The sequence below is a fragment of the Staphylococcus sp. EZ-P03 genome, assembly GCF_003344575.1.
In the GTDB taxonomy this organism is placed as follows: Bacteria; Bacillota; Bacilli; order Staphylococcales; family Staphylococcaceae; genus Staphylococcus; species Staphylococcus simulans_B.
In genome coordinates, this window is the sequence record NZ_QPMO01000030.1 from 162,480 (window position 1) to 178,639 (window position 16,160).

General features: G+C 38.1%; 16 protein-coding genes. 14 read left to right on the top strand and 2 right to left on the bottom strand.

Annotation, left to right across the window (positions count from 1 at the left end; all coding sequences use genetic code 11):
- Positions 1-23 precede the first annotated feature (23 nt).
- Entirely contained in the window at positions 24-839 is an 816-nt protein-coding gene (locus DVJ99_RS12460) for an alpha/beta hydrolase (protein WP_240430859.1), read from the bottom strand.
- 190 nt (positions 840-1,029) lie between these two features.
- Between DVJ99_RS12460 and allC the strand changes: the two genes are divergently transcribed.
- The 9 genes from allC (at position 1,030) to DVJ99_RS12505 (ending at position 11,418) form a co-directional block, all read left to right on the top strand.
- A complete protein-coding gene (allC, locus tag DVJ99_RS12465; RefSeq protein ID WP_114604489.1) occupies positions 1,030-2,262 on the top strand; it encodes an allantoate deiminase in 1,233 nt (410 codons plus the stop codon).
- Positions 2,263-2,286: 24 nt separating this feature from the next.
- On the top strand, positions 2,287-3,075 hold the full coding sequence (allE, locus tag DVJ99_RS12470) for a (S)-ureidoglycine aminohydrolase (RefSeq protein ID WP_114604490.1): 789 nt from the start codon (positions 2,287-2,289) through the stop codon (positions 3,073-3,075).
- A 17-nt stretch (positions 3,076-3,092) separates the two neighbouring features.
- Entirely contained in the window at positions 3,093-4,124 is a 1,032-nt protein-coding gene (allD, locus tag DVJ99_RS12475; protein ID WP_114604491.1) for an ureidoglycolate dehydrogenase, read from the top strand.
- A 109-nt stretch (positions 4,125-4,233) separates the two neighbouring features.
- Positions 4,234-5,283: an ureidoglycolate dehydrogenase gene (allD, locus tag DVJ99_RS12480; protein WP_114604492.1), complete on the top strand. Its 1,050-nt coding sequence runs from the start codon at positions 4,234-4,236 to the stop codon at positions 5,281-5,283.
- A gap of 15 nt (positions 5,284-5,298) precedes the next feature.
- Complete coding sequence (locus DVJ99_RS12485; protein ID WP_114604493.1) at positions 5,299-7,050, top strand: acyl-CoA synthetase FdrA; 1,752 nt, start codon at positions 5,299-5,301, stop codon at positions 7,048-7,050.
- A complete protein-coding gene (locus DVJ99_RS12490) occupies positions 7,050-8,315 on the top strand; it encodes a YlbE family protein (RefSeq protein WP_114604494.1) in 1,266 nt (421 codons plus the stop codon). The genes DVJ99_RS12485 and DVJ99_RS12490 overlap by 1 nt, the downstream gene beginning before the upstream one ends.
- Entirely contained in the window at positions 8,312-9,085 is a 774-nt protein-coding gene (locus DVJ99_RS12495; RefSeq protein WP_114604495.1) for an oxamate carbamoyltransferase subunit AllH family protein, read from the top strand. Before DVJ99_RS12490 ends, DVJ99_RS12495 begins: the two co-directional genes overlap by 4 nt.
- Before the next feature lie 7 nt (positions 9,086-9,092).
- The gene (gene arcC / locus DVJ99_RS12500; RefSeq protein ID WP_114604496.1) at positions 9,093-10,034 is read left to right on the top strand and encodes a carbamate kinase; all 942 of its coding nucleotides are present in this window, start codon (positions 9,093-9,095) and stop codon (positions 10,032-10,034) included.
- Between the two features lie 163 nt (positions 10,035-10,197).
- The gene (locus DVJ99_RS12505) at positions 10,198-11,418 is read left to right on the top strand and encodes a CynX/NimT family MFS transporter (protein WP_114604497.1); all 1,221 of its coding nucleotides are present in this window, start codon (positions 10,198-10,200) and stop codon (positions 11,416-11,418) included.
- 332 nt (positions 11,419-11,750) lie between these two features.
- On the opposite strand, the gene DVJ99_RS12510 is transcribed toward DVJ99_RS12505, so the two are convergent.
- Positions 11,751-12,539 (bottom strand): ISL3 family transposase, encoded by a 789-nt coding sequence (locus DVJ99_RS12510; RefSeq protein WP_114604498.1) that lies wholly within the window; start codon positions 12,537-12,539, stop codon positions 11,751-11,753.
- A gap of 115 nt (positions 12,540-12,654) precedes the next feature.
- On the opposite strand from DVJ99_RS12510, the gene DVJ99_RS12520 reads away from it, so the two are divergent.
- The 5 genes from DVJ99_RS12520 (at position 12,655) to DVJ99_RS12535 (ending at position 15,950) form a co-directional block, all read left to right on the top strand.
- Positions 12,655-14,301, top strand: a complete 1,647-nt coding sequence (locus tag DVJ99_RS12520) for a flavin monoamine oxidase family protein (RefSeq protein WP_240430863.1) — start codon at positions 12,655-12,657, stop codon at positions 14,299-14,301.
- A 309-nt stretch (positions 14,302-14,610) separates the two neighbouring features.
- Positions 14,611-14,703, top strand: a complete 93-nt coding sequence (locus DVJ99_RS13435) for a type I toxin-antitoxin system Fst family toxin (protein WP_001791613.1) — start codon at positions 14,611-14,613, stop codon at positions 14,701-14,703.
- Positions 14,704-14,862: 159 nt separating this feature from the next.
- Positions 14,863-15,057: a hypothetical protein gene (locus DVJ99_RS12530; protein WP_103159418.1), complete on the top strand. Its 195-nt coding sequence runs from the start codon at positions 14,863-14,865 to the stop codon at positions 15,055-15,057.
- A gap of 205 nt (positions 15,058-15,262) precedes the next feature.
- Complete coding sequence (locus DVJ99_RS13200; RefSeq protein WP_162912214.1) at positions 15,263-15,430, top strand: hypothetical protein; 168 nt, start codon at positions 15,263-15,265, stop codon at positions 15,428-15,430.
- Positions 15,431-15,623: 193 nt separating this feature from the next.
- On the top strand, positions 15,624-15,950 hold the full coding sequence (locus tag DVJ99_RS12535) for a hypothetical protein (RefSeq protein ID WP_114604500.1): 327 nt from the start codon (positions 15,624-15,626) through the stop codon (positions 15,948-15,950).
- Positions 15,951-16,160 lie beyond the last annotated feature (210 nt).

The window sequence follows — 16,160 nt, forward strand, 5'->3', positions numbered from 1 at the left end:
CTCTGGAGGTCTTTTTGTTTTGCTTAAACCATTTGGTCTAAGAATGATTTAGCTTGTTGATAGATATCTAGGTTAAAGTCAGAGACTTCTCGGTCAAAATCATGTTCATTATTATCTAAAGCAATGAACGTTGTATCCGGAATCAATCGATTTAAATGCTGTCCTTCGCTGAAAGGAACATCCGGATCCTGTTTACCATGCACAATAAATGTCGGCGGGAAGCTTTTAAGTGTCTTAGGCATAATGTTGTAAGCAGCATCAGAAGATTGCTGGATGCCGAGCAGATCAAGCCATTGGTTTTGTCCGCGCGCATAAAGGTAAATGAGATAACGTGTCTGCAAATCACCTTGTGTGAGCGGTTCGCTTTGAATCATCTGATTCAATAATTGCGGTGTGATTTGTGCAGACATTGCTTTGTATTGCGGATTCGGACGTAAGAACTGCGGTACATGGAAACGGCTGTAACCGTAAAAGTCTAATATACCTTGGACTTCGCGTTTCGATGCAATCATCAGTGATAAAAATGCACCTGCAGAACGGCCGAAGACAAATATCGGCATGTCAGGATAGTTTGCTTTAACTGCATCGAATTGTGTTAATGCATCTTGAATAATCGTATCAATCTTGCTTTCAGGCGCAAGCCGATAGTCGGCAGAAATGAAGATATAGTCTTCAGTTAAGATATCGATATAGCTTTTCGGCAAATCATCAGGCTGGCCGAAAATCAAACCGCCGCCATGAAAGTAGAGGATAATGCCTTTTGCTTTATTTTTGGCTGGTGTCGTCAATTGTTTTAATTGGAATTGATCGGGTGTAGTGATTTGAATCGTTTCAGACAACAAGAGCGCCTCCTTTAATTCATCATTGTTTTTAAATTCCATAGTTACCCAAAATAATTATCACAAATCTTTTATTGCGCGTATTTGTACAAAATGAATAAATACGCCGTGTTTTCTTGTAGGAAATGTTGATGTAGTAACAAAAGTAAACATTTATAATAGGTAGTGAGATGAAAAGGAGTTGTTGAATATGAACATCCGTTCCTCTTTTGAAGCTTTAGACAACCAATTTACTGCTTACGGCGGTTTAATTGGCGGAGGAATTACACGCTTGCTTTATTCAAATGAATGGCAGCAAGCAGTGCACGCTTTAAAAGAAACATTGGAATCATCTGGTTTTGAAACAAAATTCGACGACATCGGCAATATCACAGGTCGTTTAGAAGGCAGCAAATATCCAGATGAAACAATTGTTTCGGGTTCACATATTGATACCGTTGTTGAAGGCGGTCACTTAGATGGTCAATATGGAATCTTAGCAGCTGTAACAGCAATGAAAGCACTGAAAGAAGAATACGGCCAGCCGCTTCGTTCACTTGAAGTACTAGGCCTAGCCGAAGAAGAAGGCAGCCGTTTCCCATTCGCATTCTGGGGCAGTAAAAATTTCTTCAACCTTGTAGACAAGAAAGAAGTTGAAGAGATTGCGGACGCTGAAGGCGTACGCTTTGAAGATGCGATGAGAGATTCAGGCTTCGATTACAGAAAGCAAGACAATAACCACGATGACATCAAAGCCTTTGTTGAAGTTCACATCGAGCAGGGGAAAGTGCTTGAAACTGAAAACAAATCAATTGGTGTTGTAAACGGGATTGTCGGACAAAAACGTTACACAATTACCCTTAAAGGCGAAGCCAACCATGCAGGTACGACACCGATGGGCTTAAGAAAAGACGCGGTTGTCGGCTTCAGCGAAATCGCTTCTAAATTGACACAACGTGCTAGAGAAATCGGCGATCCGTTAGTACTGACTTTCGGCAGAGTCGATCCTGTACCGAACACAGTAAACGTTGTGCCGGGTGAAATTGTCTTCAGTATTGATACACGCCACATTGATCAAGATGTCTTGAATCAATTCGCAGAAGAAATTTCACAAACTATCCAATCTGTTTCTGAACAAGAAGGTTTAGAATACGATATTGATTTATGGATGGATGAAGCGCCTGTACTGATGGATGAAAACTTAGTCGATAAGATTGAGCAATCAGCAGACAGTGTAGTGGGTAAAGACCAATATAAAGTGATGGCATCTGGTGCTGGACACGATTCGCAAATCTTTGCGAAATTCGTACCGACAGCAATGTTATTTGTGCCATCTATCAATGGTATCAGTCATAACGTTGAAGAAGAAACAAACATCGAAGACTTAGTTAAAGGAATCGAAGTATTAAAAGAAGTTTTATATGAATTAGCTTATAAAGAATAATTAATGTAAAAGGAGATTTTAATAATGGGTTACTTAAATCATAATCAAGGTTATAGAGAAGGTTTATTAGAAACAAGAGCAGTGATCAAAAAAGATAATTACGCAGTAATTACTCCAGACGGCTTAGTGAACAACGTTGTTCCTAACTTTGACGACTGCGACGTTACAATTTTAGGTTCACCTCGTTTAGGTGCACGTTTCGTTGACTACTTAGTTACATTGAAAGACCAAGGCGGCAACATGGCAGGATTCGGAGGAGACGGTATCCAAACATTTATCTATGTTGTATACGGAAACATCAATGCTTACGCTGGAGACGAAAAATACGAATTATCACAAGGCGGCTACTTATATGTACCAGCTGATCAAGTGATGAAATTCGAAAACAATAACAACAATGAAGACAGCCGTGTGTTCTTATACAAAAAACGTTACCAACCACTTGAAGGCCACAAACCAGAAGTAGTAACTGGCAACGTTAACAACTTACCTAAAGAACCATATGAAGGTATGAAAGAAGTTACAGTACAAGACTTATTACCAAAAGATATCGCTTATGACATGAACATTCATATCTTAGCGTTCGAACCAGGTGCTTCACATGGTTATATCGAAACACACGTTCAAGAACACGGCGCTTACGTATTAAGCGGCCGCGGTATGTACAACCTTGACAATGACTGGCTTCCAGTAGACAAAGGCGACTACATCTTCATGGGCGCTTATGCACCACAAGCAACTTATGCGATCGGATTAGAAGAACCATTCGCATATATCTACTCTAAAGATGCGAACCGCGACATCGAACTATAAGAGAGGGTTTCTAAAACATGAGTGAAGAAAATTTAGTTTACGTTGGCTTTGATGAATTACGCCAATTATTTACAGATAAACTAATGCTTGCAGGTATGCCGAAGAAGTACGCAGATAAAGTTGCGGAACTGATGATGTTTGCGGATGCACGCGGTATCCATTCACATGGTGCCGTGCGTCTGCAATATTACGCAGAACGTACAGCAAAAGGCGGGTTCAATCTAGAACCGAATATCAAGTTTGAAAAAACAGGACCATCCAGCGGGATTTACTACGCAGATAATACTGTCGGCCATTACGCTGCTTACCATGCAATGGAAGAAGCGATTAAAATGGCGAAAGAAAACGGTATTGCGGCTGTCGGTGTAAAAGAAATGGGCCATAGCGGTGCTATCGGTTATTACACTAAAATGGCAGCACAGCAAGGCTTAGTCTCACTAAGTGTGTGCCAATCTGACCCGATGGTCGTACCATTCGGCGGTACTAAACCGTACTTCGGTACGAACCCTATCGCGTTCGGCGCACCAAGAAAAGACGGCAAAGCGATCGTCTTTGATATGGCGACGACAGTACAAGCGTGGGGCAAAATCTTGGATGCACGTTCTAAAAATCATTCTATCCCAGATACTTGGGCAGTGGATGATAAAGGCGAACCGACAACAGATCCTTATAAAGTAAGTGCCTTGCTTCCGGTTGCCGGACCTAAAGGCTACGGCTTGATGATGATGGTAGACATCTTATCAGGCAGCTTGCTTGGATTGCCGTTTGGACAACATGTGTCTTCAATGTATGAAGATTACAGTGCATATCGTCGTTTAGGCCAATTCCACTTGGTCATTAATCCAAGCTACTTTGGCGATGAAACACAATTCTTGTCTCAAATGGAACAAATGGTTCAAGAACTTCACGACATTGATCCTGCAAAAGGCTTTGATCAAGTTTACTACCCAGGAGAAATACAAGAAGATGTGGAAAGCAAATACAAAGAAACAGGTATTCCGATTCCGCAATCTATCTATGACTATATGAAGTCAGAACAAGTTTACTAATTGAAATTGAATGAGCGGTGCTGGTCGTTGCACCGGCACCGCTTATTTTCTTGATTTTGCAGATTAATAAATTAATAGAATATTCAAATAAGTCAGGAGGGTTTTTGTGATGCGTGTTACTAAAAAAGAGCTTTATGAGTTAATGAAAAATAAATTAATGAAAGCTGGCCTTCAAGAAGATGCGGCAAGCGATGTATCAGATGTATTAACATTTGCGGACCATCGCGGTATCCATTCTCATGGTGCAGTACGTGTTGAATACTATGCAGAACGTATAGCAAAAGGCGGCATTAATGCACATCCTAATTATGAGTTTGAAAAAACAGGCCCATCTTCAGCGGTGTTCCACGGCGACAACGGCCCAGGACATCAAGCAGCGAAACAAGCAATGGATAAAGCGATTGAAATGGCGAAAGAAAACGGCATTGCAGTAGTCGGTGTGAAAAACATCAGTCACAGCGGTGCGTTAGGTTATTTCGTAGAAATGGCTGCAGACCAAGATATGGTCGGTATCAGTATGTGTCAATCTGACCCGATGGTTGTACCATTCGGCGGAACAGAACCATACTTCGGTACAAACCCTATTGCATTCAGTGCACCGACAAATGATGATCGCGTGATTACATTTGATATGGCGACAACTGTACAAGCATGGGGCAAAGTATTAGATGCACGTTCTAAAGGCCAATCTATTCCAGATACTTGGGCAGTAGATGAGAATGGCGAGCCTACAACAGATTCTCGTGCAGTACATGCTTTAGTACCTGTTGCTGGTCCTAAAGGCTACGGCTTGATGATGATGGTAGACATCTTATCAGGCAGCTTGCTCGGCTTGCCGTTTGGCGGTCATGTTTCATCTATGTATAAAGATTTAACAAAAGGCAGAGATTTAGGCCAATTGCACGTAGTAATCAACCCGGCGTACTTCACAGACGCAAAACAATTCAAAGCACAGCTTTCTACGATGCTCGATGAGCTGAAAGCACAACCTGCAGCAAAAGGTTACGGCGAAGTTTACTATCCAGGTGAACGCGGCCGCTTGCGCAGTGAAAAATACGACCAAGATGGTATTGAAATTGTTGATGATATCTATGACTACTTAAAGTCAGATGATGTTCATTACGACCGTTATCACGGTAAAAACAGATTTGCAGAATAATAATGGAGGACAGTTATGTTATATACAATTATTAAAGAGAATACGTATCAAGACTCTATTGTATTGATGTTGTTATCGAACAAATTATCAGCAATGGATGGCGTTAACAAAGTATCAATTATGATGGGTACACCCGCAAACAAAGATATCTTCAGAGCTTCAGGTTTCGATTCACCAGAATTAGACGAAGCAAAACCAAACGACATCGTTATCATGATTGATACAGACGATGAGTCAATGGTTGATGAAGTGAATCAACAAGTTGAAGACGAGTTGAAAGGTAAAGGCGAAGATGATAAAGCTGACAAACAACAAGAAGTGTCTAACTGGAACCAAGCGTTAGATAAAGCAAATAATCCGAACCTTGCATTGATTTCAGTTCCTGGCCAATATGCGGCAATGGAAGCTGAAACAGCATTAAGAAACAACTTGCATGTCTTCATGTTCAGTGACAACGTACCTAAAGATGATGAAGTACGTTTGAAAGAAATGGCACATGACAAAGGCTTATTAGTAATGGGGCCTGACTGCGGTACAGGTATTATCCACTCATTGCCATTAGCATTCACAAACATCGTTAACAAAGGCGACATCGGTATCGTAGGTGCTTCAGGTACAGGTATCCAAGAAGTAACTACAATCGTTGACCGCGAAGGCAAAGGTGTAACAAACGCAATCGGTACAGGCGGCCGCGACTTATCAACAGAAGTCGGCGCTATCACAATGATGGACAGTATCAAAGCGTTAGCACAAGATCCGACTGTTAAAGTGATTACAGTTGTTTCAAAACCGCCAGCTAAAGAAGTAGAAGAAAAAGTATTGAACTTGCTTCGTAATATCGACAAACCAGTTGTGACATTATTCTTAGGTCACAAACCAGAATACACTGAAGCAAACATTTACCATGCTTATACTTTAGAAGAAGCTGCACGTGTATCAGTTCAACTTTCTAATGGCGAAAAACCTGAATTCAAACCAGCAACAAAAGCAATCAATGCTTCATTGAAAGATGGCCAAGACGGCATCAAAGGTTACTATTCAGGCGGTACATTAGCAAGTGAAGCAGCAATGCTTGTTAAAGATGCGTTCGACGGCTTGAAAGATGAAACGACAGAAGGTTTCACTTACAAAGCAGGCAACCACGAAATCATTGACTTAGGTGATGACATGTATACACAAGGCCGTCCTCACCCAATGATCGACCCAGGCAAACGTATCGAAAAATTACAAGAAGCAGCTAAAGACGAAAACACTGCAGTCATCATGTTAGACAACGTGATCGGTTACGGCAGCCATGAAGATATGGCAAGTCAATTAGCACCAGCAATTGAAGATATCATCAGTGAAGCAAAAGCTGCTGGACGCGACATCGCTGTTCTTGCGACTGTTGTAGGTACAGAACACGATCCTCAAAACTATGAACAACAAATCAAAACATTAGAAGCAGCAGGAGCACAAATCTGCGAAACAAACGACCAAATGGTACGTTCAGCAATCGAATTAACAGATCATAAAGCTGAACAACCTGAATTGAAAGAAGAGTCATTCGAAGCAACACCGGTTGACTTATCAGTAGATGATAAGATTCTTCAATTAATCAACACAACACCAAGCGTTATCAACGTTGGACTGAAAAGCTTTGCGACAGCAATTGACGAAAGCGGCGCAGACGTTGTGCAATTCAACTGGAGACCGGTTGCTGGCGGAAATGAAAAACTAATGAAAGTATTACAATTCTTAAACAACTTCGAAGGAGAGTCTGTATAATGGGTTACCAAACAATTGATGAAGCAAACCAAGCTGTCATAGATAAAATGATTGCAGCGGCACCATTCCTAGTTGACGTGGTACCTGCAAAAGATAAAATTTCTGAACTGAAAGAGCGTGTTTTATTACATGCCGGCCCGCCGATTAAATATGAAAACATGACAGATCCTATGAAAGGCGCATGTGTCGGCGCTATCCTATTTGAAGGATGGGCAAAAGATGAAGAAGGTGCACGTAAATTATTAGAAAACGATGAAATCACGTTCATCCCTTGTCACCATGTTAATGCAGTAGGACCAATGGGCGGTATTACTTCAATGAACATGCCTGTATTGGTTGTTGAAAACAGAGAAAGCGGCAATGAAGCATATTGTCAAATGAACGAAGGTATCGGCGCAGTATTACGTTTCGGTGCTTACAATGAAACAGTTGTGAATCGTTTACACTGGATGAAAGACGTATTAGGTCCGGTATTAGGCAAAGCGGTTCGTCAAATGGAAGACGGTTTAAACGTTAACGTATTAATCGCAAAAGCAATTGCGATGGGCGACGAATTCCACCAACGTAATATTGCAGCTTCATTAGCATTCTTAAAAGAAGTGGCACCAATCATCTCTGAATTAGAAGATGTTGCGCCTGAAAAACGTACAGAAGTAATTCAGTTCTTAGCAGACACTGACCAATTCTTCTTAAACGTAGCTATGGCTACAGGTAAAGCAATGATGGATGCTGCACGTGAAATCCAACATGGTACAATCGTTACAGCTATGTGCCGTAACGGTGAAAACTTCGGTATCCGTATTGCAGGTATGGGCGACGAATGGTTCACAGCACCTGTTAATACACCGCAAGGTTTATATTTCACTGGCTATTCAGCAGACGATGCGAACCCTGATATCGGCGACTCAGCAATTACTGAGACAATCGGTGTCGGCGGTATGGCAATGATCGCAGCACCAGCAGTAACACGTTTCGTTGGTACTGGCGGATTCCAAGATGCTTTAGCAACATCAGATGAAATGACTGAAATCTGTGTAGGCGAGAACCCTAACTTCTCAATTCCTACATGGGACTTCAAAGGTGCTTGCTTAGGTATCGACGCACGTTTAGTTGTTGAGAAAGGTATCACACCAGTTATCAACACAGGTATTGCACACAAAATTGCAGGCTTCGGACAAATCGGTGCGGGTACAGTACACCCTCCAATCGAATGCTTCGAAAAAGCAATCACAGCTTATGCTGAAAAACTAGGATTTAATGGATGATTTTAGCAGCACAAGCTATCGGAGCAAGTGCAATTAAGATAATTAACAATACAACAGAACTTAAAGTGCATAGTCGCTTTAATAAAGGTTTTAATGTGGTGGATAAAGATGACAATCTCATCTTTATCGGAACCACAGAAAATGGTATGTTTCCATTTGGAGTTGTAGTCGATGCGTATACAAGAGACCAGTTGCTCGCATCGGTTTCAGTCGGTCAAACGCTGAAGGTCAGACCAACAGCTTTAGCGTTTGATCGTCATCTGCAACTCAGTTTAAATGCTGAAGTTTATAAAGGGAGTCAAAATTTCGAGCAGGTTGATGTCAATGCATTAAAATCAAATATCCAAGCATTTGATTTCAGTGAATATGCCGACGGTGATTTCGACAAAGCCAAAATCCTGTCTGTGTACGAAGCGTTGTCAAACCCACATGGAGATGCGAAGTCTGAATTAACTTATTTGATTGGACGGGGACAAGGTTTGACGCCCTCAGGCGATGATATATTAGTCGGATTGTTATTCATTCATTTTATCCAGCCTTTCATCACCAAAGCGCATATGGCACAAATTGAACAACTTGTCTCACAACCTTTAACGACATTAGTCAGCCAAACCTTTTTATCTTATGCGATTCAAGGTATTTTTAGTTCTAGATTAACTGATTTGATGGAAGATGCCTCTCAGTCAACATTGAAACAACTCCTCCAAGTAGGCTCATCATCAGGTAAAGACACATTATACGGAATGTATACAGCTTTATTGAAGGAGTGAAAGAAGAATGGGTAAATATGTTGTTTTAGCACTTGGCGGTAACGCAATCTTGCAGCCTGGCCAAGAAACAACTTTTGAAAATCAATATAACAACGTTAAAAATGCAGCGAGCAGAATGGCTGATATTAAAGAAAGCGGCCACCAAATCGTTGTAACACATGGTAACGGACCGCAAGTCGGAAACATTATCGTGCAAAATGAAGCCGCAAAAGATCAAGTTGCGCCTATGCCGATTGATGTGTGCAACGCTGAATCACAAGGTTTCATCGGTTATATGTTAGAAAGTGCACTTAAAAATGATTTGATCCGACGCAATATGGATCCAAGAGTCGTATCATTATTGACTATGGTAGAAGTAGACAAAGATGATCCGGCATTCAAAAATCCATCAAAACCAATCGGTGTGTTCTTCACTGAAGAACAAGCAAGATTGATGGAAGAAGAAGAAGGATTCACTATGGTTGAAGATGCTGGCCGCGGCTACCGTCGTGTAGTACCTTCACCAGAACCGATGGTAATTAACGGTGTAGATGCGATTAAACGCTTAATGGAAGACACTGTTGTTATTTCATCAGGCGGCGGCGGTATTCCTGTATATCGTGATGATAATAATGAGATTCACGGTTTAGAAGCGGTTATCGATAAAGACCGTTCAGGCTTGAAATTAGCTGAACAAGTGAATGCGGATACGTTCATCATGTTGACAGATGTACCGAATGTTTATATTAACTACGGCAAAGAAAATGAAGCAAAACTTGAAACGATTACAGTGGATGAAGCGAAAAAACATGTGGCTGACGGACAATTCCCAGCTGGAAGCATGTTGCCGAAAATCCAAGCTGCTATCGAATTTGCGGAAACAGGCAAAGAATCAATTATTTGCGCATTAGCTGATGCTGTAGAAGCTTTAGAAGGTAAAGCAGGTACACGTATCGTTCCGAATAAATAAGCTTAATCTTTCATGCAAGGGTTGATATTCTGCGCCTGCGCTTGCATTGATATGAGATAAGCCATAAAATAAAGTTAAATCAATGAGGTGGGTAGATTTTAAAATCTGTCCTGCCTCTCTCTTTATTTAAAAATGAACCTATATAGGAAGAAAGGGTGAGCACATGGCACAGAATGAACTCTACCAAAAACATAGATTAAGAGATTCATGGTTGATTGTTTTAGCGATGGTCTTTGTCGCTTCTACTTTGCGAGCACCATTAACGTCTGTAGGACCGGTCATTGATCAGATTAAAGATGCACTTTCAATCAACAATAGTGTGGCAGGGATTCTGACTACAATTCCTTTATTAATCTTCGGGATTGTGTCTCCTTTTGTATCAAAAGTATCATCACGCTTAACAATGTCTAAGACAGTATTCTTTTCTACAATTGTCGTTATTCTCGCTTTAATTATACGTGTGTCAGGAGGCTTTCCGATATTCATCCTAGGGACAATCTTGCTAGGTGTCGGTATTGCATTCGGCAACGTTGTATTACCAAGTTACGTTAAATGGAAATTCCCGCTTCAAATCGGCTTAATGACTGGTTTATACAGTGGGACAATGAACTTTACAGCCGGCTTAGGCGGCGGACTCAGCTTCCCATTATCTCAAGTGGGTACATATCGTCTATCACTTGCATTCTGGTTAATCTTTGCGGCGATTGCGATTGTACTTTGGATTCCGCAAATGCTTTCAGGCACTAAACAAGAGAAAGCTATGCTGGCAGAAGCTGCACAAACAGAACGCAAGAAGTTTAAAATCAGCCGTTCTAAACTCGCTTGGACAGTCGCATTGATGATGGGCTTCCAATCTATGATTTTCTACACAGTTGTCGCATGGGTACCTTCTATTCTAGTAGATAGAGGTGTAGATCAATCTACTGCAGGCTACTTGCTGATGTTAAACCAATTCGCACAAGTACCTATGACCTTTATCTTCCCGATTTTAGCGTCACGTATGAAGAACCAAAAATTATTAGTGACAATCGTTTCCGCATTCTTTGTGGTCGGATTTGCACTCTTCTTCTCACAATCCTTTACATTACTGATTATCGGTATGATTTTAGCAGGTTTCGGTATGGGATCAGGATTTAGTCTATGTATGACATTCTTCTCTATTCGTGCACGTACAAGCGACGGCAGTATTGCCTTATCAGGCTTCGGCCAATCTATCGGTTACTTTGTCGCAGCTGTCGGTCCGTTCTTAATCGGATTCTTGCATGATGCGACAGGCAGCTGGTTATCAGGTATTATTTCACTTGTTGTAATGGGCATCTTATTCTATGTGTTTGCGATGCTGTCTTCAGCTGGTGAAGTAGAAGATGAATTAACTGCTAAGTAAAGAGACAACTCATTATTTTAATAACAAGATATAAGTGAAAGAGAAGCGGTAAAATCGGACAGTATTTTACCGCTTCTTTTTAAGGTTCTCCACCATTTGTGGTGGGTGAATAATTTAAAGAACTTAATTTTGATTGGAATTCTTCGAATTCTATCATTTAGACAACCATCCGATGTACGGGTCTGGTTGTCTTTTTCTTTTGGCTCTATGTCAAATTCGGTTGATGCATAAAAATTGAAATCAAATATTATAGTTACCATAAAATATGTCGCTCAGCTAGTATTGCTTTAATTCCTATGGAATTTAGTATTACTAACTGAGCACTTTTTATTTTAGGCTGCTTTAGGCAATGGGGTATGGAAGCGATGTTTTTTCTTAGCTAATAGCTTGAATTTGATTAGGATTCTATTTCTGAAGTTATAGAAATTTCTGTATCCATAAGCGATTCTTTTTAGTACTTTAATGTTGTTATTTATAGCTTCTATAGGGCCGTTTGAGCGACCAGGATGATTTAATGCATTCATAATTTCTGGTAAAAAATTTCTAAAGCTTTTAAGTACTCTTTTAAGTCCGCCATCAGTATTTCTATCCTTAAGGTATTTAAGAATTTGATGAGTTAATTTATGATTTTCATTGGTCTTTATTGATGTACGAAGCGCATTTACTTTGTCATAGACATCCTTTAACTCTGGGCTTTCACCCAAAATAAAATTTATCATTGATTTTTCTGATTCTAATCCAGGGAAAAGCTTGTTATCTTTATAAAGCGTACTATTCAAGGATTCGGAAGGTTTAAGAATAAGCTTCCAATAATGTTTAAGTTTTCTATAGTATTTGCCATCCTTATGTCTTTTTTCATTCATTATCCTGATACGAACTCTATTGAGTTCTCTATTTAATGCTTGAACAAGGTGAAATCGATCTAAAATGATTTTCGCATTTGGAAATAACTGCTTAAATAAAGAAATATATGGGCTGTACATATCGGTTGTAACTGTTTCAACTCTTTTTCTTACTTCTCTATCAAACCGGATAAAATAAGCAAATAATGCACGCTTTCTACGATCAGGTAAAATATCTACGATTTGATGCGTATCACCATCACAAAATATAAAACTCATTTTACTTTAAATTATAGAGGCAATTGCGCTTTTTGTGTATCTAAAAAGGCGGGAAGTTTTACCTTCCCACCATAAAAGATGAAGAACCAAAAATAATGAGGTTGATATTGCAATTATTGGTGCTGGTGTTTCTGGACTTTACAGTGCATATAGATTTTTAGAAGATCCACAATATAGCCAACAAAAGATAGGTATATATGATTTAAGTGATAAAATTGGTGGTCGTCTAGAATCAACTTTATTACCAGAATCAAACGTTAGCGGTGAATTAGGTGGTATGAGATATCTCACTAGCCAAAAAATTACTACTACTTTAATAGAAAATATATTTAACTTAAATAATGAAAAATTTGAATTAGGTAACCCCTCTCATCATACCTTTTATTTGAGGGGGCAAAGATTTAAAGAAGATGCATGGGAAAGCTATCAGAAGGATAACAGTAAATTTCAAACCAGATATTTTATGCATCAGAGCTATCAAGGTTATCATCCAGATCAGCTTTTCAATAAAGTGATTGCAGATGTATGTCTAAATGACCGATGGTTTACAGATACTTATGGAGAAAGAATTACAATTAAGGATAATTATAACATTACTTTCAAATTAACGAAGAAAGAATGGGATGATATTAAACTTAATCTTGTTTACTATAAAGAAGGTAGCCCTTATGATGGACTGCCAATATCACGTATTGGATTTTGGAATTTATTAAAAGATATGTTGGGGAATGAAGGGTATGCATTTCTTGCAGATGCAGGAGGTTATTACTCAAATACACTTAGTTGGAACTCGGCCGAAGCCTTTTCATATATGGTCGGAGATTTTACAGATAACGTTGAGTATAAGACTATTAAAAATGGTTATGATCAACTAGCTTATGCGATTGGAGAAAGAGTTTCTAAAAGTCCCCAAGTATCTATAAATTTAAAAACTGAATTAAAAACATTTGAAAAACTAGATAGTATGTATCAACTAGAAATGGTTAATTTAAATACACAAGAAATGTATGTAGTAAAGGCTTCACACATAATATTAGCAATGCCCAAACGTTCACTAGAATTATTAGATAAAGACAACTTCTTCTTTGAAGATGCGTCAAATTCAAAACTGCGAAAGTTAGTCGATACAGTATATGCTGAGCCATCTTTAAAATTATTATTAGGATTTGATAGTCCTTGGTGGAAAGAGTGCTTAGGTGCAGAACACGGTAAATCAAGCACTGATTTACCTATGAGGCAATGCTATTATTTCGGAACAGATGAGGCTAATAATAAATCGTTATTGTTGGCTAGCTATAACGATATGAGAACAGTTAATTTTTGGAAATCTATGATGAAATCTAAAGAAAATAAGTGTATAAAGTTAGATGAGATTAAAAGTAAATGCTCTGAATTAGACTTGTATAACGAAGAGTACAGTGATGAAGTTACAAACGTTATGGTAAAAGAGTCTATAGAAGAATTAAAAGAATTACATGACATAGAAATACCGATGCCATACGTGGCAATGGTTAAAGATTGGTCGGCAGATCCTTTTGGTGGAGGCTACCATGCTTGGTATACAGGGATTAATGTGAAAGAAGTTATGAAAGAAATACGAAAACCATATTTTAATGAAAATATATATATAGTTGGAGAAGCGTATTCATCTGATCAAGGTTGGACAGAAGGAGCATTTAAGACTGCTGAAAACATGTTACAGGACCATTTTCAACTAAATTGGCCAGACTGGTTAGAGAAAGAATATTACCTTGGCTGGTAATTACGAGATATAAGTAATTTGAGCGAATTATTATTTCAATGTGTATATTTAAAAACTAAACGTTATCTACTACCGATATAGTAGATAGCGTTTAGTTCTATAGTAATTGAACTTGCTGATGACTTCATAATCTATTAACATTAATCCTCGAAATAATTTTTACTTATTACTATTTTAATGTATTAGCAAATTATTATCATCATAAATAGGCTTATCTGAAGTGGATATGATTCAAACGTTACAGATGGTATAATAATGAAGTTGCCTATCTCTCAGGCGTCAATTGACGGAGAGAGGAGGTGCATTAATTTGCTAATCATTTTCGTTCACATCATAGCACCAGTCATCAGTGGCTGTGCTGTTGCGTATTATACTTATTGGCTTAGTAAACGCAACAAGTAATTAATAGGCGACTTAATAAGCCAGCATCGAAAAATCCCCACACTACTGCAATAGTGTGGGGATTGGTGCATTAATTGTTAATCATTTTCGTTACCTAGATTATAACACTGGTTAGTAGAGAAATGCAAAATTAGTATCTATATAGAAGGAGGAAATAAAATGGAAAGTATTACAGGATTTCTAACAGTCTTTTTCTTTGTCACAATGATCCTAGCTTTTTCTTTTACAGCTATATTATATATAATAAAAGGACTTTATAATGAGAAAGCAACAGGTGCTCTATTAGTTAGTTCAATATTCATGATTCTATTTATCTTTTCTGCCCTTTTCTATTTATTTTTAGTGAAAGGATAATATATCCATAAGAACACATCTCTTAATATTGATGATAAAGAAACTGAGTATAAAAGTTGAGTAAATAATTGCTAATACAGATATATTGTTAGTATCTCTTAACTTGTCCTGTTTCAACAGTAAGGATTGTTGATGACATGTGTCATTATATCATTAAGCCAGTGTATGATTTATTATAAAAAAGTTTATGAGAAGGGGGGATATATTGATAAATCTAGGAGAATACCAATACAACGACTTTTATGATTTAGAAGAAAATTTTAAAAAAACATTAGAGCCTAAGTTTGATAATAAAAATCGTTTGATGTATACAGATATGACGATTGATGATGAAAAAGAGTATAGAGAAATACTGAAATGGTTATTATATTAAACAGTTTCCTAATGTAATTAAAAAGCAAACATCATTAAAAAGATTTGCTTGTGATGAGATAAAAGCTAAAATACGAAAAAATAAAAAATACAATTCAAAAGATAGTATACCTTGGGCTGATCGTAGAGAATTAATAAATGAACTAGAGATAGTTAAAAAAAATAGCGATATATTCTTTGAAGTTGAAGAGGATTTGAATACTACTATTAATAAGATTGCTAATGGTAGAGGTGGCCTTGAACATCAGACAATAGACGATCAATTAGCAACGTTGAATAATTGTATAGAATATTTATTAAAAGAAGAAGGTAAGTTTAAAGATGTATCAGCCAGTGTATTTTATGACTTTATCGATAGCAAAGATATAAAAAAGTATAGAAAAGATACACATATATTTAGACATTCCAGCACTGAGACATTAAAAGAAAAAAGCAAATGGAGCAGTGAGAAAAAGCAATTTTATATTCGACTTGGGATTATTATAATTACAGCAATATATAATGATATGTATTGGTTTTAAATATGCTATGAAAGTAAAGTGAAACTAGTCAAAAACGAACGGTTTTGACCAGGGTATGACATTAGCAAATAATACATTTCAATAAGTAAAATAATTTATTAAAAAACACACTTGACAGTTTGTACTGCACCCCAAAAGTTGAACCTACAAAATTCAACTTTTGGGGTGTTTAATTATGAATAAAAGTTATAGTTTAGATTTCAAACTTAA